Source organism: Embleya scabrispora DSM 41855, assembly GCF_000372745.1.
GTDB classification, from domain to species: Bacteria; Actinomycetota; Actinomycetes; order Streptomycetales; family Streptomycetaceae; genus Embleya; species Embleya scabrispora.
Genome location: NZ_KB889562.1, coordinates 276,284 through 299,161, shown reverse-complemented (window position 1 = coordinate 299,161; position 22,878 = coordinate 276,284). Strand labels below are relative to the sequence as shown.

The following is a 22,878-nucleotide window of genomic DNA, read 5'->3' as shown; positions in this document are numbered from 1 at the left end:
GTCAGCCGGGCCCGGGTCGGGCCGGGTCGCCTCGATTGCTCAAGGGGACGTGCGGCCCGGCGTGACCAGGCCCGTTTCGTAGGCGAAGACCACCAGTTGGGCCCGATCGCGCACGGACAGCTTGGTCATCGCCCGGCTCACGTGGGTCTTCGCGGTGAGCGGGCTGAGCACCAGGTGTTCGGCGATCTCGTCGTTGGACAGCCCGCGACCGACCAGCCCGACGATCTCCCGCTCGCGTTCGGTGAGCAGGGCCAGTTCGGCGGAGGGCGAGGCGGTGGGGCGCGAGGCGCCGGCCGCGTACTCCTCGATCAACCGGCGGGTCACATTCGGCGACAACAACGCGTCGCCCGCTGCGACCACCCGCACCCCGCGCAGGAGTTCGGCCGGTTCGGTGTCCTTGACCAGGAAGCCGCTCGCACCGTTGCGCAGCGCCTCGAAGACGTACTCGTCGAGGTCGAACGTGGTCAGGATGACCACCCGCACGTCGGTCAGCACCGGGTCCGCCGCGATCACCCGGGCCGCCTCCAGGCCGTCCATGCCCGGCATGCGAATGTCCATCAGCACGACATCGGGGCGCAGTTCGCGGGTGAGCCGGATCGCCTCGGTGCCCTCGCCCGCCTCGCCCACGACCTCCATGTCCGGCTGCGCGGACAGCAGCGCCCGAAAGCCCGCGCGCACCAGGGCCTGGTCGTCGGCCAGCACCAACCTGATCATGTGTCCCCCTCGATGGGCCGCGTCGGGCCGCCGGCTATCGCCGCCGACTCGGTCGGCGCATGTCCGCTGCCATCATGCCCGTCGGCGCGATCACCGTAGGGCAGGTGCGCCTGGACGTGAAAGCCACGCCCGGGCACCGGCCCCGCCATACAGCGGCCACCGAGCGCGGCGGCCCGTTGGCGCATGCCGTGCAGTCCGTTGCCGCCGGAGGTCAGCGCGTCGGCGGGGGCCGGCCTCGGCTCGGGACCTCGGCCGTTGTCGCGGATCGACAACTCCAAACCGGTCTCGCCGTAGGTCACCCCGACCACGGCCTCGCTCGCCGCGGCGTGCCGCAGCGTGTTGGTCAGCGCCTCCTGCACGATCCGGTATGCCGCCAGGTCCACCGCCGAGCTCAGTGGGCGGGCGGTGCCGGCGCGCTCGACCCGCACGGTCAGCCCGCCGGCCGAGGTGCGCGCGACCAGGTCGTCGAGCCGATCCAGACCCGCGGTGGGCGCGCGCGGGGCGCCGTCCGGACCCGATCGGTCGACCGAGTCGCCCTTGAGGATGTCCAGCACCGAGCGCAACTCGCGCAGCGCCTCCCGACTCGCGTACTTGACCGCGGTCAGCGCCTCGCGGGCCTGCTCCGGCGAGGAGTCCATCAACTCCAGGCCCACCGACGCCTGCACGTTCATCAGCGAGATGTGGTGTGCGAGCACGTCGTGCAACTCGCGGGCGATCCGCAGCCGTTCGTCGCCCGCTCGGCGGCGCTCGGCCTCGGCCAGGCCGAGCGACTGCACCCGGGCCCGCTGCGCCTCGGCGAGGTTGAACGCGCGGCGCAGTCGGACCACCTCGCCGATGCCCGCGAGCACCAGCAGCCACGCGGCGATGCCGAACGCGGGTGCGAGGTCGGGCGTCGACTCGGAGGTCACCAGCGGCGAGATCCAGACGAAGCCGGTGTAGCCCAGCACCAGGACCACATACGCCAACAGGCGCAGTCCGGCGGCGAAGGCGCCCCACAGCGCGATGATCATCGCGAAGAAGATCGGACCGCGCGGATAGTCGAGCATCGTGTAGGTCAGCGCCGTGCCGACCGCGACCAAAAGTACGCCGGCGCGGTGGCGGCGGCGCACGATCAGCGCCAGGGGACCGGCGACGATCAGCAGCACACCCCACACGTCCATGCCCACGGCGGCGTCCGGTTGGCGGTGCGCCGCGAAGAGCATCGTGCCCAGTTGCACCACGCAGACCAGCACCCCGAGCGCGATGTCGCGCACGACGGGCGGGACCGGGCCGAGGGTGTGCGCGAGCCAGTGCGCGCCGGGGCGGGGAACCCGCGACCACGGTGGTTCGGGCCGCGAGCCCGGACGCCGGGTCGGGAGGTTCGAAGGGCACGTCATGTGATCAACGGTAGGGGGCGTGGGGGCCGCGCGCGTCGGCTGCGCGTGGGCTTGTCGCATGCTCCCGGGGAAGCAGGCGGGGCCGTGCGGACTGCTCCCCAGGAAGCAGGAACGTGCTGGTCGACGGCCCCTTCGACCTGCCGGGGCAGCAGGTCCGGTGCATCCCCCGGCCGGACGCCGGCCGGGCCGCGAATCGGGAGAGTTGATCCCGTCGACGAGGCCCCGGAGCGAAGCCGCTTCCGCACCTCGCCGCCGCGGTTCGGGTCCACGCCCCGACCCCGCGCCCCGCCCGCCGATGCTTCCAGGAGGTCACCGTGAACGCGTCCCCGACGACCGGGAAACGGCGCTATTCGAGGTCGGTGCGCAGAGCGGTCAACTCCGGGCACGTCGTGTTCGCGGTCGGCCTGCTGGGCGTCGAGTGGGTCATGTTGCTGATCGCCGTCGTGGCCCGCTGGACCGACGACCCCGCGCTGCGACACGGCGCCTATCAGCTGATGCGGATATTCGCGCTGGCGGGTGGCATCCCGTTCGCTGTGTTGTCCCTGATCACCGGCGTGCTGCTGTGTCTGCGGACGCCGTGGGGGTTGTGGCGGCACCTGTGGATCAAGATCAAGATCGTGCTGCTGATCGCGGTGATCGTGGCCGGCGCCGGCGTGGTCAGCCAGTTCGCGCATCGGATGATCGCCGCCTCCGCCTCCGGCGGAAACGCGGACGCGCTGCCGCCGCTGCAGACCTGGCACCTGATCGTGGTGATCTTCCAGCTGCTCGCGCTGATCGTCTCGACGGCGCTGTCCGTCTTCAAGCCCTCCGGCGACCGCGACCGCGACCGCGGTCGGCCCCGGTCCGGCCGGCGCACAGACGCTACGCCGCGCGCTCGACGCGCCTCGGCCGTCGTCGTCGAGGACGACCCGGCCGACGCCAAGCGGGTGCCCGCCGGTACGGGCCGACCCGCATCCCTTCGTTCGTCTCGTCCCCTCTCCCGAGAAGGATCGTCATGACCACCACCATCGACCCCACGAACGACTACGCGGCGCGCGCCGAACACGTCGCACGGGTGCACGGCGAGGGGGACACCGTCGTGCGCGCCCTGGACGACGTCACCATCGGCTTCCCGCGCGGCAGGTTCACCGCCGTGATGGGTCCCTCGGGATCCGGCAAGTCCACGCTGCTGCACTGCCTGGCCGGCCTCGACGACGTCACCGACGGCGCGGTCTTCCTCGGTGACACCGAGCTGGGCTCGCTCACCGACCGGCAGCTCACCCGGTTGCGCCGGGACCGGATCGGGTTCGTCTTCCAGGCGTTCAATCTGCTGCCCACGATGACCGCGCTGGAGAACATCGTGCTGCCCGCGTCACTCGCGGGCCGCAAGTCGGACCCGGCCTGGCTGGACCGGGTGGTCGCCGCGGTCGGGTTGGAGCAGCGGCTGCACCACCGACCCGGCGAGCTCTCCGGCGGGCAACAGCAGCGGGTCGCGGTGGCCCGGGCACTGGTCGGCCGGCCGGAGATCGTGATGGCCGACGAGCCGACCGGCAACCTCGACTCGCGCTCCGGCGCCGAGGTGCTGGCACTGCTGCGCGACGCCGTGAACGAACTGGGGCAGACCGTGCTGATGGTCACCCACGACCCGGTCGCCGCGGGTTACGCGGACAGCGTGGTCTTCCTGGCCGACGGTCGGATAGCCGACCACATGCAGGCGCCGACACCGGATCGGGTGTTGGACCGGATGAAGGCGTTCGACCGCGTCGCCGCGGGTGCCGGCGCCCGAGGGGAGTGACATTCGATGCTGATTCGACTCTCGCTCGCCAACCTGTGGGCTCGCAAACGCCGGCTCGTGGGACTGGCCCTCGCCGTGCTGCTGGGCACGGCCTTCCTCTCCGGCGCGCTCGTGCTCGCCGACACGATGAACTCCTCCGTCGGCGGGCTGATCCGAGACAGCGGCGCCGGTACCGACGTGGTGGTGCGCAACGCCACCTCGGTCACCGACCGACCCGGCACCCAGCGCGGCGCGATCGACGCGGTGCTGGTGGACCGGGTCCGGGCGGTGCCCGGTGTCGCGGGCGCCGAACCGGTGATCCAGGGTTATGGCCAGGTGGTCGGCAAGGACGGCAAGGCGCTGACCGGCAACGGCCCTCGGATGGCGGGCAATTGGATAGCCGACCCGGCCCTGACGCCGTATCGGCTGGCCACCGGCCGCGCGCCGACGGCGCCCGACGAGGTGGTGATCGACCGGGGTAGCGCCAAGCAGGGGCACCTGAGGCCCGGAGACCGGGTCACCGTGCTCACCCCCGGGCCGGTGCCGGTGACCATCGTGGGCGTGGCCACCTTCGGTGACCTGGACGCCTTCGGCGGCGGCTCCTACACCGCCTTCGACCTCGACGGCGCGCGCCGGTACGTGATGCGCGACCCCGGCAAGGTCGGCACGATCGCGGTCCGGGCCGTGTCCGGCACCGACCAGAAGGACTTGGCCGCGCGGATCCAGCGGGCGCTGCCGGCCGACGTCCAGGCGGTGCCCGGCAGTGTGGCCACCGGCGAGGCGGTGTCCGCCGTGGAGGACAGCTTCCTGCGCGTCTTCCGCACGTTCCTGACCGTCTTCGCCGCGATCGCGCTGGTCGTCGCGGCCTTCTCGATCAACCACACGTTCTCCGTGGTGGCCGCACAGCGCACCCGCGAGGTCGCGCTGATGCGGGCGCTGGGCGCGAGTCGGAGTCAGGCGCTGCGGCAGGCCCTGATCGAGGCCCTGGTGATCGGCGTGGTGGCCTCCGCGCTCGGCCTGGCGGCCGGGCTCGGCCTGGCCGCCGGACTCAAGGAGCTGTTCGCCGGACTGGGCTTCGAACTACCCGCCCGGGGACTGACGTTCAAGGCGTCCACCGCGCTCACGGTGCTGCCCGTCGGCATCCTGGTGACCGCGTTCGCAGCCCTGGTGCCGGCCGTGCGCGGCTCGCGGGTGGCACCGGTGACGGCGCTGCGCGGGGCGGGCGCGGAGCGCACCGAGCTGCCGCGCCGGCGGTTGATCGTGGGCTTGGTGCTACTCGCGGCCGGCCTCGCGGTGGGCATCGCCGGCGGTGGCCTGGTGGGCCTGGCGATCGCCGCCCCGGCCCTGCTCGCGGGGGTGCTGCTGGTCGCCCCGGCGGGCATCCGGGCGGCCGGCGGACCGCTGACCGCGCCGCTGCCGCGACTGCGGGGAGCGCCGGGCGCGTTGGCCCGCGGCAACCTGCTGCGCAGCCCGCGCCGGACGGCCGGTGCGGCGACCGCGATGCTGCTCGGGATCGCCATCGTCACACTGTTCGCGGTGTTCGCGGCCTCGCTCAAGGAGGGCGCCGGCGACCAGACCCGCAAGGTGATCGCGGGACAGCTGGTGATCGGCGGATCTTCGCCCGGCGGCTGGGCCGGTGGCGGCCACAGCCCCGAACTCACCCGCAGGGCCGCCGAGTTGCCAGGCGTGGTCGCGGCGACCGGGATCCGCAACGCGGGCGCGCTCGTGGACGGGCACAGTCGGCAACTGCTGGCCGTGGACTCGGCCCGGCTGGACCGGCTGTTCGATCTCGACGTGAAGAAGGGGCGGGTCACCGGGCTCGGCGCGAACGGTATGGCGGTGTCCGCGGACAGCGCCAAGGACCGGGGGTGGCAGCTCGGTTCGACCGCCGAGGTCACCTTCCCGGACGGCGCGCGGCAGTCGTTCACGGTCACCGGGCTGTACGACCGCACGGCCGTGGTCGGCGACTACCTCATCGATCGCATCGCGTGGGAGTCGCATGCGGACGCGGCCCTGGACGCGGCGACGGTGCTGCGGTTGGCGCCGGGCACCTCGACGGACACGGTCGAGGCCGCGGTCGAGCGGTTGGCCAAGGACTACGGCGCGCCGCCGGTACGCGACCGGGAAGGGTTCGTGCGGGCGCGGGCCGCGATGTTGCAGACGCTGGTGGCGGTGGTCTACGTGCTGCTGGCGCTCGCACTGGTGATCGCGCTCGGCGGGATCGCCAACACGCTGTCCCTGGCGGCCTACGAACGCACCCGCGAACTGGGTCTGTTGCGGGCGATCGGCGCGGCGCGCTCCCAGGTGCGGTCGGCGCTGCGCTGGGAGTCGACGCTGGTCGCGGTGATCGGGGCGGCGAGCGGGCTCGTGGTGGGCCTGTTCCTGGGCTGGGTGGCGATCCGCGCGATCGGCGGTGCGAACACGGGGGCGGCGCTGCCGTTCTCGGTGCCCACGGTGCAACTGGCGGTGCTGGTGGGGGTGGGCGCGCTCGGTGGCCTGGCGGCCGGGGCGAGGCCCGCTGCGCGGGCTGCGCGGTTGCCGGTCCTGCGCTCGGTTGCGACCGAGTAGGTACGTCGTCGTCCTCAAGCGCCGGACGGGCTGGTCGAATCCGACCTCCGGCCGAGGTGGCCTCAAACGCCGGTCGGGCTGGATGATTCGGCCCGGTCGGCGTTTGTGGGTGCGTTTGTGATGTGGCGAGGCTGCTCGGTCGCGGGCCGGGGCCGGCGATGCCGGTCGGTGGGCGTGTGTGCTCGCGTCTGTGGTGTGGCGCGCGCCTGTGGGCGGAGACGCCGGCCGAGCAGGCGGTTTGGCTTCGGCGTTCGCGTTTGCGCCTGTGGTGTGGGGGAGTTGGCTTGTCGGCCTTCGAAGGCCGATCGGGCAGAGGTTTTCAGTGCCGGATAGGCGATGTTCGCGTCGACGACCACGCGGAGGCGTTCGGCGTCGGCGCGCTCGTTTCATCCCTCGCCGACCAGGATGGCCGCCGGCCTGGACTTCGCGATCTCCCGGTGGACGTCACCTCCGCGATCTTCGCCACGGGCATGGACCGAGCGGCCGGCAGCGCCGTCCGAGCTCGCCGCCGGGCCGCCGGCACCCCTGTGCCCCGGCGGGCGATCCGTGGTAGCCGTCTGCCCTCGTCGTCATCGATCTCTCGGGCCGCCCGCGTTCGACCATGTGATCATCGCCAACACCCGGGGCCGTCCGGCGCGGCACCCGGAGGACGTCCTATGCCACGTGTTCCCTCGCGCCGGTGAAGGCTGCCCATAGGGAGGCGTAGGGGCCTGCCTGGGTGAGGAGTTGGGTGTGGGTGCCGAGTTCGACGAGGCGGCCTCGGTCGATGACGGCGATGCGGTCCGCGCGTGCGGCGGTGGTCAGGCGGTGGGCGACGACCAGGGTGGTGCGGCGGCCGGTGAGCGCCTCGGTGGCGCGGGTGACCGCGCCCTCGGTGGCCAGGTCGAGCGCGGCGGTGGCCTCGTCGAGCAGGAGGATGTCCGGGGCGACCAGGTAGGCGCGGGCGAGCGCGATCAGTTGGCGCTGACCCGCCGACAGATTGCGCCCACGCTCGCCGACGTCGTGCAGGTAACCCCCGTTCAGCTCGGCGATCGCGGCGTGCGCGCCGACCGCACGGGCCGCCGCCTCGACCTCGGCGTCCGTGGCCTCGGGGCGGCCGTACGCGATCGCGTCCCGCACGCTGCCCGGGGCCAGATACGCCTCCTGCGGGACGATGCCGAGCCGGTGTCGGTAGGCCGAGAGGTCGTAGTCGCGCACGTCCACCCCGTCCACCAGCACCGCGCCGGCGGTTACGTCGTAGAACCGGGCCACCAGCTTGACCAGCGTGGACTTGCCCGCCCCGGTCTCTCCCACCAGCGCGACCGTCTCGCCCGGCTCGATGTGCAGCGAGATGCCGGACAACACCTCGGGCGAAGCCGCCGCCGACCCACCGTCGCCCGCCGCGGTGGCGACAGCGGCGGCGGCACCCTCGTCCACGGCGTTCGTCGAGTCCACCGAGTCCGCGAACGCGGGCGCGTTGTACGCGAACCGTACGTTCTCGAAGGTGATCGTCCCCTTGAGCCCACTCGCCGGCACCGGTACCGGCACGGCCGGAGGCGGTGTCGTGGTGGGCGTGCGCAGCAGGTCGCGGATCCGGCGCAGCCCCACCGCCGCCTGCTGGTAGCCGTCGAAGACCTGGGAGAGCTGCTGGATCGGCGAGAAGAACATGTCGATGTAGAGCAGGTAGGCGATCAACGCACCCGCCGACAGCGTCCCGCCGCCGACCCGATGCGCGCCGACGATCAACGCGATGCCCGCCGCGACATTGGACAGGAACTGCCCGAACGGGAAGTAGAGCGCGATGTAGCGCTGCGCCCGCAGTCGCGATGCGCGGTAGTCGTCACTGCGTTCGGCGAACCGCTCCGAGTTGCGGCCCTCGCGGCGAAACGCCTGCGAAACCCGCAACCCCGCGACGTTCTCCTGGAGATCGGCGTTGACCACACTGACCTTCTCGCGCGCCTCCGTGTACGCCTTGGACGACTTGGACCGGAACACCACGGTGGCCGCGATCAGGATCGGCAGCACGCTCATCACGATCAGTCCGAGCTCCCAATCGAGCACGAGCAGCGCGATCATGATCCCGAAGAAGGTCAACACGCTGACCACCGCGCTGATCAACCCGGTTTGCAGGAACGTGGACAGCGCGTCCACGTCGGTGGTCATCCGGGTCATGATCCGCCCGGACAACTCGCGTTCGTAGTAGTCCAGGCCCAGCCGTTGCAGGTGCGCGAACGTCTTCACCCGCAGGGTGTAGAGCAACCGCTCGCCGGTGCGGCCCGCGATCAGGGCCTGGGCGACGTTGACGAACCAGTCGGCCGCCACGATCACCACGGCGATCAGCGACACCGTCATGATCGCGCCGGTCGCCCCGTCGTCGATACCCCGGTCGATCCCGTCCCGGATCAGCGCGGGCAGCGCGAGTTGCGCGCCGGTGTCCAGGATCACCAGGACGAAAGCGAGCAACAGCGCCCACCGGAACGGCCGCAACAACGAGCGCAGATCGAACGCCGAGTCGGAGCGACGCGCCTGCGCGTCGTCTACGTCGGGCCGATCCGTCGCGGGCGGAAGCTTGTCCACCTGGGCGAGCAACTCCGGCGTGGCCTGAAGCATCGACGCCCAACCGCGCGGGCCGCCCCCCGTCCCGGTCCGGGCGATCGCGCCGGCCGCGGCCGCGGGCACCGGGTCGGTCGGCGCCGAGCGGTCCCACAGCGCGGGCGTCACCCCGCTCGCGGCCGGCGGCGCGCCCGGCTCGGCGAGCGGAAGCGGCTCGTGCGCGTCCACACCCTCGGCGTCCTCGCCCGGCCCGGACAGCAGCAGCCGGTACAGCGGGCAACGCGCGCTCAGTTCGTCGTGGCTGCCCACGTCCACCAGCCGGCCCCGATCCAAAACCGCGATTCGGTCGGCCAGCTGCAGCGTCGAGCGGCGGTGCGCGACCAGGATCGTGGTGCGCCCGGCCATCACCCGGTGCAGCGTGGCGTGGATCTCCGCCTCGACCTTGGGGTCCACCGCCGAGGTGGCGTCGTCCAGCAGCAGGATCCGCGGATCGGTGAGCAACGCCCGGGCGAGCGCCACCCGCTGCCGTTGCCCGCCGGACAGCGTCAGCCCCTGCTCGCCGACCACCGTGTCGTAGCCGGCGGGCAGTTCGCGGATGAACGCGTCGGCCTCGGCCGCCCGTGCCGCCGCGAGCACCTGTTCCTCGGTCGCGTCCGGCCGACCGTACGCGATGTTGGCCCGCACGGTGTCCGAGAACAGGAAGCTGTCCTCCATCACCAGCCCGATCGCCGAGCGCAGCGAGTCGAAGGTCAGATCCCGCACGTCGCGCCCGTCCACCAGGATCGCGCCGGCCTGCACGTCGTAGAACCGGGGCAGCAGCATCGACACGGTGGACTTGCCCGATCCGGAGGTGCCCACCAGAGCCAGCGTCTCGCCCGGCTCCACCCGCAGCGACAACCCGTCGAGCACCGGCCGTGAGGCGACGTAGCCGAACCGTACGTCGGTCAACTCGACCGAGGCGGCGACCACCGGCAGCACCTCGGCGTCCGGCTTCTGGGTCACGATCGGCTGCGAGTCGATCACCTCGAAGATGCGCTCGACGCTGGCCCGGGCCTGCTGGCCGAACGTCAACAGGCCGGAAAGCATCCGCACCGGCCCGACCAATTGGCCCAAATAGGTGGAGAAGGCCAGAAAAGTTCCCAAAGTGATCTCACCCCGGACGGCCAACCAGCCGCCGAGCGCGAGCACCCCGACCTGGCCGAACGCGGGGATCGCCGCAAGCGTCGGCGTGTAGCGACTGTTCAACCGGACCGAGCGCAGCCGGGAGGCGAACAGCCTGCGACCGGCCGTCTCCAGCCGGTGCAACTCCTGCTCCTCCTGCCCGAAGCCCTTGACCACCCGGACCCCGGTCACCGCGCTCTCCACGACGCCGGCCAGCGCGGCGGCGTCCTGCTGGGCCTGCCACGTGGCGGGGAACAGCCGCTTGCGGGACAGGTAGGCCACCGCGAACAACCCCGGCCCCACCGCCAGCGACACCAGCGTGAGCAGCGGCGACAGCCAGAACATCACGCCCAACGAGATGACGAAGAGCAGCAGGCTGCCGGTCATCATCGGGATCATCGCCAGGAAACCCTGGACCATCGTCACGTCGGAGATACCCCGGCTGACGATCTGCCCGGTCTGCAATTGGTCCTGCCGCGCGCCGTCCAGTCGGGAGAGCGCGCCGAAGATGCGGGTCCGCAGGTCGTACTGCACATCCAGGGACAACTTGCCGCCGACGTAGCGCCGCGCGTACGTACAGCCGAAGATCACCACGGCCGCGCCCAGCAACAGGACCGACAACGGCAGCAGCCCGCCCAGCTCGCCGGCGACCGCGTCGTCGACCACCCTGCGCTGCACCAGCGGGACCAGCGCGGTGACGGCCATGCCCAGCAGGGAAGCGCCGAACGCGATCAGCACGCTGCTTCGATACCGCCAGGAGGCGGCCATCAGGCGGCGCAGCCAGCCGTGTTCGGGGTGGCCTGGCGCGGGTCCGGTTGTCATGGACAACCATTCTAATTGTCGACCGACAAAACGATGTTCGGACGAGCCGATCACACCCTGGACCACACACGGCGCGCGCGGAAGTGCGGTCGCCCGGGTAGGACGACCCTCTGGCCATCCCCGGGCCCGTCCCCCGGCGCCGACAAGGTGGTCGTCTCCTCGAATGGCGTCTTCGTGGGCCGAGTGCCGGCTCTCACCGATGGCGAGGGTGTGCACGCGGTCGTCGACGGCGGAGGCGCCGGCACGTTCCGGCCGTCGATCGAGGTTTCGCGGCGGGTCGGCACTCTCGTCACCAGGTCCGCCGATCGGCGACATCCCCGACGGTGCGGAAGCTCGATCCGCCCGGGAGTATCCGAATCACCTACGCCGTATTCGAGGACCACATCCACGGTCGGGAATTGCTGCTCGGGTACGCCGGGGATCTGTTCGAAAAGGTCCGCGCGGGCGAAATCGAGGTGACATCACCGAGCGACACCCGCCGGGTGCGGCCCATCAGGCCCATGTCGACATCGAATCACGGCGCACTTCGGGGAAGCCGCTGCCGGTCCCGCGACGGTGAGATGAGCCGCCCGGGGCCGCCCGGGGGCTGTCACCAGCGTTCGGCTCGATCCATGTCGACTTCCCGATCGGGATCCGTGCGCCGCGAGCGTCCTGCCGATGGTGGTGCGAGTGAATGGGTGTCGGGCGGCCCGAATAACGCTCGGCACAGGACATGGACACGTGCGGGAGCGCGCAGGCGCATAATCCTCACCCTTCCGAGTGAAATTGCGTGTCCTGGGCCCTGGGCCAACCGATGACGTCACCCGGGAGGGCGAACGACGTCATTTCCTTTGCCGACAAAACCTTAGAGTTGCCGCGCCGCCATGAAATCCCCGGGCGGCGCGGCGGAGCCGTGTCCGGAATTCCCGGGTGCGGCGGGACGCCGATTCGTTCCCCCCGACGTCCCCGGTGAAGGGCAATTCCATGGTCAAGCACGGATTTCGCAAGGCGGCCGTGATCGTCACGGCGGTCATCTTCGGCTCGATGGCCTCGCTGTACATTCCCGCGGCCCGCGCCGCGCAGACGCCCCGCGAGCCGCTGATGCCGGACAGCTTCCTGCCGGCCCAACTGCTGCTGCCCTTCCAGAGCGCGGTCTTCAACACCCAGGGCGCGGTGGTCTTCGGCTGACCGCGCACCGCCCGCCGCATGCCACCGCCGCCGGCACGGGCGGCGCCGGCGGCGGTCCCGGAGTCGAGGGGCGAGGAGCGGCGCCTCGTCCTCTCGACCCGGGACCGCCCGTGGCCCGGGATCGTCCCCGGCGCTCGGCCGCGTCGGGTGCCCGGCCGCGTGCGGCGGTCGGTTGCTTCAGCGGTCGGCTACTTCAGCTGACCGGCGATCGCCTTGAGGCCCTCGGCGGCGTACTTCTCGTCCAGGTCGCCACCGGGGGCACCGGCCACCCCGATGCCCACGATCGGGGCGCCGTCCACGGCGACCGGCACCGCGCCGGCCAGGAACAGCGTGCCGGGGATGTCCCGAAGCGATGCGCCCGGCGCGGTGACCCGCTGGGCGAGCGTCGAGGTCGGGGCGTTCCAGGACACGGCGGTGTACGCCTTGCGCCGGGCGGACTCCTCCGACTGCGGGCCGGCGCCGTCGCCCTTGAGCACCACGCGGGTGGAGCCGTCCCGAGCCACCACGACAACGGTGACCTTCTGGCCCTCCTTCTCGGCGGCGTCGAGCGCGGCCTGGGCCGCCTTGCTCGCGGCGTCCACACCCAGCGTCTTGACCGACACCACGGCCGCCGCCGGGCGTTCGTCGTGCTTGGCCTCCGTGGTGCCGGGCACCTGGGCCGCCGCGACACCGGCGGTGACCGCGCCGACCGCCGCGAGCGAGAAGACCCCGGTCAGCACCCGACCCCGGGTGGAAAAGCTGCTCATCGTCCGTACTCCTTCGGTTCCTGCGTCGTTCCCGGGCGGCTGCCCCGATGCCTCCACGCTCCCGTCGATCCGCCCGCCCGCCATCGGCGAAATCGCCGGTCCCGGCGCGCCGGTCGGGCGGTGCGAAGATCAACCGATCGGCCGATCCGGACCCCGGCGCGCCGGTCCACGGTGGAGGGGATCGTCGATCCGCGCGCGTCGCGCGTGATCGAGCCGAGCGGGACAGGGAACAGGTACGTCGTGCCACGACAGCGAACAGAGCCATGGCCGGTGCGGCACGCCGGCCTGGTGATCCACGCGGGTTTCCTGCTGCTGCTCGCCGCGTCGCTGGCCCGGTACACCGTTCGACACGGCACCGACGGACGGGCCCCGTGGGTGCTCGCGCTGGCGCTGCTGCTCGCCGTGCTCTACCTGGCGGGCCTGACCCTGCCCGAGGATCCCTCGCCCGCGCGAGCGGCCTGGCTGACCGCGGTGCTCGCCACGTGGCTGGCCCTGGTCACCGTCGCACCGAGCTTCGCGTGGTGCGCGGTGCCGCTGCTGTACACCGGGCTGCGGGTGTTGTCGACGCGCGCGGCGATCGGCACGGTGGTACTGCTCACCACCGCCGTGGTGATCGCCCAGTACCGACTCGCCGACACCATCGACCCCAGCCTGTTCCTCGGCCCGCCCGCCGTGGCCGCGATCGCCACCGCCGTGTTCACCCGGATGCGCAGCGACGAGCGACGGCTGCGCGAGACCGTCGCCGAACTGGGGGTCAGCGAGCGCCGAGCGGGTGTGCTGGCCGAACGTGAGCGGCTTTCCCGGGAGATCCACGACACCATCGCGCAGGGCACCTCCAGCCTGCGGATGCTGCTCCAGGCCGCGGACCGCAGTTGGGACACCGATCCCGCCGCCGCCCGCGCGCACGTGCACCGGGCGGAGCAGGTGGCGGCGCTCGGCGTCGAGGAGATCCGCCGGTTCGTCCGCGACCTGGCGCCCGCCGAACTCGCCGACGACCCCGGCCTCGCGGGCGGCCTGGCCCGGGTCGTCGAGCGTTTTCGGGCCGAGGACGGGCCGAGCGTCACACTCGCCGTGGACGGCCGGATCCGTCCGCTGGCCGAGCCGGTGCAGGCCGCGCTCACCAGGACCGCCCAGGGCGCGCTGGCCAATGTGCGGGAACACGCTCGGGCCGAGGCCGTGCACGTGACCCTCACCTACCTGCCGGACCGGGTCGCGCTGGACATCCGCGACGACGGCATCGGCTTCGAGCCCGGCCGCACCCGAGCGGGCGACCTGCGCGGCTACGGCCTCCCGTCGTTGCGCCGCCGGCTGGCCGAGGTGGGCGGCGAACTCACCGTCGAGAGCGCCCCCGGTGAGGGCACCGCCGTGGCCGCCACCGTCCCCGACCCGCCCGACCCGCCGCAGGCCGACCTGCCCCGCGCCGCGGATGCCGACTCCGTCGCCCGCACCGAGCCGACCTCCCACCCGAGCCCCGGAGCCGCCCCGTGAACCCGATCCGCCTGATCGTGTGCGACGACCACGCCGTGGTCCGGGCCGGCCTGCTCGCGTTGTTCGCCGGCGAGGCGGGCATCGAGGTGGCGGGCGAGGCGGCGAGCGGGGAGGAGGCGGTTCGGCTGGCCGCCGCGCTGCGCCCCGACGTGGTGCTGATGGATCTGCAACTGGTCGGCGGGATCGACGGCGTGGAGGCCACCCGGCGCCTGCTCGCGCTGCCCGAGCCGCCGCACGTGTTGGTGTTGACCATGTACGACACGGACGCCGACGTCTCCCGCGCGATCGAGGCGGGCGCGGCCGGTTACCTGCTCAAGGCGGGCAGCCCCGAGGACCTGTTCCGGGCGGTGCACGACGCGGCGGCCGGTCGGACCGTACTGGCCCCCGAGGTGGCCGCGCGCCTGTTCAGTCGCATGCGCAAGCCGGACAGCACGCTCACCGCCCGCGAGGTGGAGATCCTGCATCTGCTCGCGCGCGGTGTCGGCAACGCGGAGATCGCCCGGGAACTGTTCATCTCGCAGGCCACCGTGAAGACCCACCTGGGCCACATCTACGCCAAGCTCGGTGTGGACACCCGGACCGCCGCGGTGAGCGTGGCCACCGAGCGGCGCCTGATCCGGCTGACCTGACGGCCCGTCATCCCGGCGGCGTGACCGCCCTCACGGCCTTGCAAACCCGCCACTCGCGCCGCATAGTGCTCAACACAGTCAAGCATCTATCCGGCGGAGTGTGCCATGCCATTCGGACCCGACACCACCACCGACGAGGTCCTGGCGGGCCTCGACCCGACCGGCCGCACCATCGTGATCACCGGCGGCACCTCCGGCCTGGGTCTGGAGAGCGCGCGGGCACTCGCCGCGGCCGGTGCGCATGTGGTGCTGACCGCACGCGACGCGGACAAGGGTCGGGCGGCGGTCGCGGACCTGCCCGAAAAGGTGGAGTACGCCGTCCTGGACCTCACCTCGCTCGCCTCGATCCGCGCCGCGGCCACCGAACTGCGCGAGCGATTCCCGCGGTTGGACGTACTCGTCAACAACGCGGGAGTGATGGCGACCCCGTTCGCCCGTACCGCCGACGGGTTCGAGCTGCAATTCGGCACCAACCATGTGGGCCACTTCCTGTGGACCAACCTGCTGGTGCCCACCCTGGGCGCGGGCGCGCGGGTGGTCAACCTCAGTTCCGCCGGACACGTCGCGTCCAAGGTCCGCTGGGCCGACCCCAACTACGAGAGCGCGCCGGAGGAATACCACCCCTGGCAGGCGTACGGCGCGTCCAAGACCGCGAACATCCTGTTCACCGTCGAACTGGACCGCCGACTGCGCGGGCGCGGCATACGCTCCCTCGCGGTGCACCCGGGCATGGTGGCGACCAACCTCGGTCGGCACATGACCCGCGACGCCGGGCGCGATCTGCAAAAGAAGGTCACCGCCGCGAACATGCCGCCGATCAAGCGGGTCGCGAGCGGCGCGGCGACCCAGGTCTGGGCGGCGGTCGGGAGCGAACTCGCGGACGTGGGCGGCGTCTACCTCGCGGACTGCGCGATCAGCACCGAGCACGCGCCGTGGGCGCTGGACGAGGCGGACGCCGCGCGCTTGTGGACGCTGTCCGAGGGCCTGGTCGGCGAAGACTTCCCCTGGTGAGGATCTACACCGGGATGGATCCGCGGTTGCCGCTGCGCGAGGTGGCGGCGCACGCGCGCCGGGCCGAGGCGGCCGGGTTCGACGGGTTGCACGTGGCCGAGACGGTGCACGACGCGTTCGCGGTCGCGTTGCTCGCACTCGAGCACACCGAGCGGATCGTGGTGCGCACATCGGTCGCGCTGGCCTTCGTGCGCTCGCCGCTGCTGACCGCGTACGGCGCGTGGGATCTGGCCCGGTTCTCCGGCGGGCGGTTCCAACTCGGCCTGGGCAGCCAGGTGCGGCAGAACATCGAGGATCGGTACGGGATGCCGTGGTCGCCGCCGGTGGCCCGGATGCGCGACTACGTGGGCGCGGTGCGGGCCGCCTTCGAGGCGTTCCGGACCGGTGAACCGCCCGCGCACGAGGGGCCGCATCACCGACTCACCCGGATGCAGCCGTACTTCAACCCCGGCCCGGATCCGGACACCGTCGCCCCGCGCATTCTGCTGGGCGGGGTCGGCCGGGCGATGTGCACGCTCGCCGGCGAACTCGCGGACGGTCTGGTCACCCATCCCACCAACTCCGGTCCACGCTGGCTGGACACCGTGGCCCGCCCCGCGGTGGCCGAGGGCCTGGCTCGCGCGGCGGTCCCGCGTGCGTTCGAACTCGTGGCCGGCACGCAACTGATCGCGGGCCCGGACCGGGCCGGGTTGCAGGCGGAACGCGAGCGGCAGCGACGGCTGTTCGCGTTCTTGTACTCGACGCCCGCGTATCGCGGCACGCTCGACCTGTACGGGTGGGGCGAACTCCAGGACCGGTTGCGGCTGATGATCCGCCGCGACGACTGGACCGAGTTGGCGCGATACGTCACCGACGAGGTGCTCGACACACTCGTGCCGATGGCGACGTACGAGGAGTTGCCCGCGCTGGTCCGGGCGCGCTGGGGCGGCGTGGTGGATGCGATCACCGTGCCGCTGCCGGCCGATCCGGCGCACGACGCACGGATTCGGGACGTGGTGCTCGCGCTGCGCTGAACCGGGCGCGCCGGGCCGTCGATCGGCGGTGCGAGTGGGGCGACGGGCCCGCGAGCGGGGGGAATGCCCGCGGGCCCGCCTTCCTCGGCGGCGCACTGGGGGGAGGTGCACGCCGCCGGCCGCCCCGCCGGTACCGTCCCGGGCCCGGCGGGAGCTTGAGGACACGATGCCGCGTCGGTACCCCTTCGCGCCGGAGGATCGCATATCCGATCCCCCAGGTTGTCGAACACAGTCCACCTCCTGCGGATTGGCTCTTTGTGGGCAGGCCAGTCGGGCGAAGAATGGGAACTGGCCTGGTTGTCGCGCAGGCCGATTCCACCGTGCCATCGGGAGTGTGTCGTGAACGCGTATGTCGCCTGGTCCCTGGTCCCGTTCATCGTGGGGACCGCCCTGCTCGGCCCCCTGTTCGGTGCCGATTCGCGCGACGGCGCGGATTGGTCCGCGGCCCGGGAGCGAGCCCGGACGCCGGTCGTCGACCCACCCGACCCGCCGGCGGCCGGCGAACCGGTGCCGCTGCGCACCGTGTCGGCGCCCGCGAAATCTGATGGATGGTCAGATTTGCCGGGTCGCACTCGTACAGGCGGTCCGGACCAGCGAATTCCATCGGGTGATCTTCTCGTCGGGGGCTCTCCCGGTCGCTCCCTGTGAGCGCTAGCATCCGCGCTGAGGAGCTGCCGGAAAGCCGTGCGCGCGGAATCCGCCGAACCCGTGATTCGGGGACCGCGGTGGGCCGTCCGGTGCCGTCCGGTATCGACAGCCGCAGCCCACCCGGGGGTCCATCTCCATGCACAGCGCCATCCGCCGTCGTATCCGCCCCGGAGCACTCGGTGCGGGGCTGCTCGCGACGCTGTGCGCACTCGCCGCGCTCGCGCCGTCGGCGGTCGCCGGCGCCGACCGGCCGAATGCCGTCCGGGTTCGGCCCGCCGCGCCGACGGCGCCCGGCGGCACGACCCAGGTGCAGACGGCGGTCACCGGCAACGGCGACCACCGGGTGACCGTGCCGGTCGGCGCCACCGCGATGACCGCGACCGTGTACGGCAAGGCGGCCGGCACCGTCCCCGGAGCGTCGGTGGCCGGTTCGAGCGCGGTCGCCGCGAACGGTCCGGTCCGGGCCGGCGCGACCCTGGTGGTCGGGATCGCCGACAACGGCACCACGCTGTCCTCGGTGACGGCCCCACTGCCCTGGCTGTTCGCCCCCGCCGCCGGCGGGAACGGCGCGTACGCGGACCCGATCGTCTTCCCCGGCGCGCAGACCTCCGCCGCCGGCGGGGTCGGCGACGGGCACGCACTGCTGTCCTTCACGGTGCCCGCCGCCGAGGTCGGCGACCTGCTTCCGGCCATCGACTTCGGCACCTCGCCGGTCGGCCGAAAGGTCACCCGCAACCTGCCGATCACCGTGACCGGCGACGTGCCGTTCATGATCGCGTCCGCGAAGGTCGACGGCCCCTTCGCGATCGACACCACCGGCACCACATGCGCCTCCGGCTCGGACACCAACGTGCCCGGCGGCTCCGCGTGCTCCTTCGCGATCACCTTCACCCCGACCAAACGCGGCTCGGCCACCGGCACGCTCACCCTGACCGGCAACATCCCCGGCGGCAGCCGCACGATCACCCTGTCCGGAGTGGCCAGCGCCAAGCCCGGCGCACCCGGCGGCCTGGCCGTCACCGCCGGGCAGGGCCAGGCGGTGCTGTCCTGGATGCCACCGGCGGACACCGGCGACAGCCCGATCACCGGCTACCGGATCCTGCGCTCGACCAACGGCGAACCCGGGTCGGCGCCGCCGCTGGCCACCCTGGGCGCGGACACTCTGACCTATACCGACCAGGCCCTGGACAACGGCACCACCTACTCGTACGCGATGGTCGCGATCAACGCGGTGGGCGAATCCGACCCGTCCACGCCCGTCGACGCGGTGCCCTCGGCCGCACTCGTGCTGCCCGCGGCCGCGCTGCCGCCGGCGACCGTCGGACAGCCCTACACCGCCAAGCTCACCGTCCAGGGCGGCACCGCCCCCTACCACTGGGTCGCCGACGACCCGCTGCCGCCGGGGCTGACCCTGGATCCGGACGGCGGTGTGATCACCGGCACCCCCACCGCCTCCGGCGAGACCGGATTCGGGATCACCGTCTCGGACAACGCGCCGACCAGGCACGAGGCCAAGGCCCGCTTCGGGATCACCGTGACGGCCCCGGCCGCGGCGTCCGCCGGATCCGCGCAGGCCGCGCTCACGCCGAGCGGCACCGGCGGGGACGGCGGGTCGAAGGTGAGCACCTGGTTGTGGGGGATACTCGGACTTCTGGGCCTGATCGGCGTCCTCGTCGCGGTGCGTCGGCTGCGCGCCAGGCAGGGCTGACCAGGGCCCGGACAGCGCCCGGGGCAACGGCCGGGCAACAGCCGAGCGGCCCCGCCGGGCGCGTCCCGCAGCCGGTCTCGGACCGACCGTGATCGGCCTCGCCGGGGCCGGGCGTCGCGAAGACCGAGGCGGGTCCCGAATACTGTGTCCCTCGGGGGAGCACCCCCGACCCCAGCCGCAACCCCCGTGGGCGGATCGGCCCGCGGGGGACGGTGCCGGCGACGCCATACGATCGTCGGCGCCTCGTCCACCGTGGGCGCAGACCTGTGTCACATCACAAGGAGCATCACTATGCCCGCGCCGGCAGGCGACCCCCAGGCCAAGGAACGCGAGCTCGCCGCGGAACAGGGCCATGTCGATCGCTCCTACACGCGCCTGGAACACATGCGCGACGAAGCCCAGGCGCTGCTCCAACAGGGCTACCGGCAGGCGCAGGTCGGCACGCGCGCGGCACTGGTCGAGCGGGACGTCATGGTCTACCGCGCCGAACTGTGGGCCCGCTCACTCGACGCCGCCGACGACGGACTCGTCTTCGGCCGACTCGACCAGCTCGACGACGAGGTCCGCCACATCGGCCGGATCGGCATCCGCGACGAGGACAGCGAAGTGCTCGTCGTCGACTGGCGCGCCCCCGCCGCGGAGGCCTTCTACCGGGCCACCCCGGACGACCCGCGCGGCGTCATCCGCCGCCGGGTGCTGCACTGCCGAGGCCGCTCGGTGGTCGACATCGAGGACGACCTGCTCGACCCGGACGCCGCCGGCGACATGGTGATCGTCGGCGACGGCGCCTTCCTGGCCGCGCTCTCGCGCACCCGGGACGGTTCGATGCACGACATCGTGGCCACCATCCAACGCGAGCAGGACGAGGCCATCCGGGCGCCGATCGACCGTTCGGTGATCGTGCGCGGCGGCCCGGGCACCGGCAAGACAGCCGTCGCGCTGCACCGGGTCGCGTACCTGATGTTCCAGCACCGCCGCCGCTTCGGCTCCCGTGGCGTGCTCGTGGTCGGCCCCAACCCGCGCTTCACCGCCTACATCGAACGCGTGCTGCCCTCGCTCGGCGAAGGCGGCGCGGTGCTGCGCTCGCTGGGCGACATGGTCGAGGGCGTCGAGGCGGCCTACCACGACGACGCGGCGGCGGCCAAGCTCAAGGGTGCCGCCACGATGACCCACCTGCTCCGCCGGGCGGTCGCCGACGTGCCGGCCGGCGCGCCGACCGAGTTCGCGATCTCGCACCGGGGCACCAGGATCGTGCTCGACCACAAGGCGCTGCGCCGGATCCGCCGTGAGGTGCTGGCCAAGAACCGAGGCGGCCCCAACACCGCCCGACTCCAGGTGGCCCGCCAACTGCTCACCGAACTGTGGGGCCGACTGCTCTCGCGCGGCGCCGGACGCGGCGAGAAGGACGCGTTCCACGAGGACGTGGCCGCGCGCGACGAGTTCGCCGCGTTCCTGCGCGCGTGGTGGCCGCTCCAGCGGCCCGCGGACGTGCTCGCCGGGCTGGCCGACCCGGAGCGGCTGCGCCGCTACGAACGCGACCTGACGCCCGCGCAGGTGTCGGTGCTGGCGAACTCCTGGGCACGCACCGCGCGCACCGGCGAGGTCTCCTTCCACGACGTGGCGCTGATGGACGAGCTGACCGGCCTGCTGGGGCCGCTGCCGCGCAAGCGCACGGTGGCCTACGGCAACCCGGACGAGGACAACCCGTACGTGGTGGACGGCCGGGACATCTTCAGCGGCGAGACGGTCGGCCGGGACGTCCCGGACGAGATCACCGAGGTGACCACCTACGCGGACCGGATGGCCGGCGGGCGCGGCGCACGCAGGCCGCGCGACGAGGACGAGGACGAGCCGGTCGAGTACGCGCACATCGTTATCGACGAGGCGCAGGACCTGACCCCGATGCAGTGGCGCATGCTCGGTCGGCGAGGTTTGCACGCCACCTGGACCATCGTCGAGGACCCCGCGCAGAGCGCGTGGGAGGACCCGAGCGCGTCGGCGGCGGCGATGGCCGAGGCGTTGCGTGAGCGGGGTCGGTACGAGTTCGAGCTGACCACCAACTACCGCAACCCGGTGGAGGTGGCCGACGTCGCCGCGCGGGTGCTGGTGCGGGCGGTGCCCGGGGCCCGGCCGGCCCGGGCGGTGCGCAGCGGCGGCGAGCCGCCGACCGTGCACGCCACGGCGGGGGAGCGGACCGGGCCGGTGGTGCGCAAGCTGGTGCGCGAACTGCTGGAGACGGTCGAGGGCACCATCGGCGTGGTCACCCCGGTCGGCGCGACCGAGGAACTGGCGGCCGAGTTGGCGGGCCTGGACGCGCGGGTGCAGCCGATGGACGCGCTCGACGCCAAGGGCCTGGAGTTCGACGTCGCGGTGATCGTCGACCCGCGCGGGATCGTCGAGCAGTCGCCCAACGGCATGCGCACGCTCTATGTGGCGCTGACCCGGGCCACCCGGCTGTTGGCCGTGGTCACGGCGGATCCGGACTGGACCGCGGAGTTGCTGGGGATCGAACCGCGCTGACGATCCCGCGGTGGCAGGCCGATCGCGAACGCCGGACGGACCGTCGGCCCTGGCCCGTCCGGCGTTCGCGACAGGCCACGTCCTACGCGGCGATGCCGGCACACAGGGCGCGCAGTGGTCCGGTCACGCTGTCCGGGCGTTCGGTGAAGACCATGTGCCCGCAGTCGGGCTCGATGTGCAGCGTGGCCTCGGGCAGCTCGGCCGCCAGCGCCCGGCTGTGCGCGAGCGGGGTGAGCCGGTCGTGGGCGCCCACCACGATGTGCACCGGCACGTCCGCGAGCGCGGTCAGCGCGCCGGCCTTGTCGTGGCCGGCCAGCGCCGGGAAGAACCCGCACACCGTCGTCATCGGCGTCGCGAACAACATCCGCGCGCAGGCGCGCACCACCATCGGGTCCGCCGTCGGGCCGAACAGACTGCGCCGCACGATCCGCAGGTGACCCGGCCGGTCCGGACCCGGCAGCAGGGTCCGCCCCCGGGTCACCAGGCGCGGGTGGCGCTGTCCGAACAGGAAGAACCGGGTCTGCGCGGCGGACTTGAGCCGCACCGATGCGGGCAGCCCGCGTCCGGTGGGCACCAGGTCGCCCGCCGAGGTGCCGACCAGGACCACGCCGGTCACCCGCGACCCGAACAACTCGGGCCGCGACGCGGCCAGCGCCATGATCGTCATGCCGCCCATGGAGTGTCCGCACAGCAGCACCGGGCCGTTCGGCGCGACCGCGTCGATCACGTCGGCGAGGTCGTCGCCCAGCAGGTCGATCGTCCACGGCGCGGCTCGCCCGGCGGTGGACCGGCCGTGTCCGCGATGGTCGTAGCTGACCGTCCGCACGCCCGCCGACACCAGCGCCTCGACCTGGGCCCGCCAGATGTCGCCGTGCAGCGTCCACCCGTGGGCGAAGACGACCGTGACGGCCGCGTCCGGCGGCCCCGACACGTTCACCCGAAGGTCCGCGCCGTCGCCGGTGCGGACCGTGACGTCCTGTAGTACGAGTGCCTCGGTGCCCGTGATGTCCGCCGTCATGTTC

General features: G+C 72.7%; 15 protein-coding genes. 10 read left to right on the top strand and 5 right to left on the bottom strand.

Annotated elements, in window-relative coordinates:
• Nucleotides 1-39 precede the first annotated feature (39 nt).
• Entirely contained in the window at nucleotides 40-714 is a 675-nt protein-coding gene (locus A3IC_RS0103425) for a response regulator (protein WP_020548664.1), read from the bottom strand.
• On the bottom strand, nucleotides 711-2,090 hold the full coding sequence (locus tag A3IC_RS52255; RefSeq protein WP_020548663.1) for a sensor histidine kinase: 1,380 nt from the start codon (nucleotides 2,088-2,090) through the stop codon (nucleotides 711-713). The genes A3IC_RS0103425 and A3IC_RS52255 overlap by 4 nt, the downstream gene beginning before the upstream one ends.
• Nucleotides 2,091-2,404: 314 nt before the next feature.
• On the opposite strand from A3IC_RS52255, the gene A3IC_RS61755 reads away from it, so the two are divergent.
• From A3IC_RS61755 to A3IC_RS0103400, 3 genes are read left to right on the top strand one after another with little or no spacing between them, the layout of a single operon-like run.
• Nucleotides 2,405-3,088 (top strand): DUF2269 family protein, encoded by a 684-nt coding sequence (locus tag A3IC_RS61755; RefSeq protein WP_158695792.1) that lies wholly within the window; start codon nucleotides 2,405-2,407, stop codon nucleotides 3,086-3,088.
• Complete coding sequence (locus tag A3IC_RS0103405; protein ID WP_020548661.1) at nucleotides 3,085-3,864, top strand: ABC transporter ATP-binding protein; 780 nt, start codon at nucleotides 3,085-3,087, stop codon at nucleotides 3,862-3,864. The genes A3IC_RS61755 and A3IC_RS0103405 overlap by 4 nt, the downstream gene beginning before the upstream one ends.
• A 6-nt stretch (nucleotides 3,865-3,870) precedes the next feature.
• Nucleotides 3,871-6,411, top strand: coding sequence for an FtsX-like permease family protein (locus tag A3IC_RS0103400; RefSeq protein ID WP_020548660.1), 2,541 nt, complete (start codon nucleotides 3,871-3,873; stop codon nucleotides 6,409-6,411).
• A gap of 654 nt (nucleotides 6,412-7,065) precedes the next feature.
• Here A3IC_RS0103400 and A3IC_RS0103395 read toward each other — a convergent pair.
• Nucleotides 7,066-10,926 carry an ABC transporter ATP-binding protein gene (locus A3IC_RS0103395; RefSeq protein WP_020548659.1) on the bottom strand — a complete coding sequence of 1,287 codons (3,861 nt, stop codon included), beginning with the start codon at nucleotides 10,924-10,926 and terminating at the stop codon, nucleotides 7,066-7,068.
• Between the two features lie 963 nt (nucleotides 10,927-11,889).
• Between A3IC_RS0103395 and A3IC_RS0103390 the strand changes: the two genes are divergently transcribed.
• Entirely contained in the window at nucleotides 11,890-12,093 is a 204-nt protein-coding gene (locus A3IC_RS0103390; protein WP_020548658.1) for a hypothetical protein, read from the top strand.
• Nucleotides 12,094-12,281: 188 nt separating this feature from the next.
• Here the strand turns inward: A3IC_RS0103390 and A3IC_RS0103385 are convergent, their stop codons facing one another.
• Nucleotides 12,282-12,839, bottom strand: coding sequence for a GlcG/HbpS family heme-binding protein (locus tag A3IC_RS0103385; protein ID WP_020548657.1), 558 nt, complete (start codon nucleotides 12,837-12,839; stop codon nucleotides 12,282-12,284).
• Between the two features lie 270 nt (nucleotides 12,840-13,109).
• On the opposite strand from A3IC_RS0103385, the gene A3IC_RS0103380 reads away from it, so the two are divergent.
• The 6 genes from A3IC_RS0103380 (at nucleotide 13,110) to A3IC_RS0103355 (ending at nucleotide 21,856) form a co-directional block, all read left to right on the top strand.
• Nucleotides 13,110-14,327, top strand: a complete 1,218-nt coding sequence (locus A3IC_RS0103380; protein WP_020548656.1) for a sensor histidine kinase — start codon at nucleotides 13,110-13,112, stop codon at nucleotides 14,325-14,327.
• The gene (locus A3IC_RS0103375) at nucleotides 14,324-14,956 is read left to right on the top strand and encodes a response regulator (protein WP_020548655.1); all 633 of its coding nucleotides are present in this window, start codon (nucleotides 14,324-14,326) and stop codon (nucleotides 14,954-14,956) included. Before A3IC_RS0103380 ends, A3IC_RS0103375 begins: the two co-directional genes overlap by 4 nt.
• 105 nt (nucleotides 14,957-15,061) lie before the next feature.
• Nucleotides 15,062-15,967, top strand: a complete 906-nt coding sequence (locus tag A3IC_RS0103370; RefSeq protein WP_020548654.1) for an SDR family NAD(P)-dependent oxidoreductase — start codon at nucleotides 15,062-15,064, stop codon at nucleotides 15,965-15,967.
• Nucleotides 15,964-16,980 carry a TIGR03617 family F420-dependent LLM class oxidoreductase gene (locus tag A3IC_RS0103365; protein ID WP_020548653.1) on the top strand — a complete coding sequence of 339 codons (1,017 nt, stop codon included), beginning with the start codon at nucleotides 15,964-15,966 and terminating at the stop codon, nucleotides 16,978-16,980. The genes A3IC_RS0103370 and A3IC_RS0103365 overlap by 4 nt, the downstream gene beginning before the upstream one ends.
• A gap of 784 nt (nucleotides 16,981-17,764) precedes the next feature.
• Entirely contained in the window at nucleotides 17,765-19,336 is a 1,572-nt protein-coding gene (locus A3IC_RS0103360) for a putative Ig domain-containing protein (protein ID WP_020548652.1), read from the top strand.
• Nucleotides 19,337-19,627: 291 nt separating this feature from the next.
• Complete coding sequence (locus A3IC_RS0103355) at nucleotides 19,628-21,856, top strand: HelD family protein (protein WP_020548651.1); 2,229 nt, start codon at nucleotides 19,628-19,630, stop codon at nucleotides 21,854-21,856.
• Between the two features lie 82 nt (nucleotides 21,857-21,938).
• On the opposite strand, the gene A3IC_RS52245 is transcribed toward A3IC_RS0103355, so the two are convergent.
• A complete protein-coding gene (locus A3IC_RS52245) occupies nucleotides 21,939-22,874 on the bottom strand; it encodes an alpha/beta fold hydrolase (RefSeq protein ID WP_020548650.1) in 936 nt (311 codons plus the stop codon).
• Nucleotides 22,875-22,878: the final 4 nt, after the last annotated feature.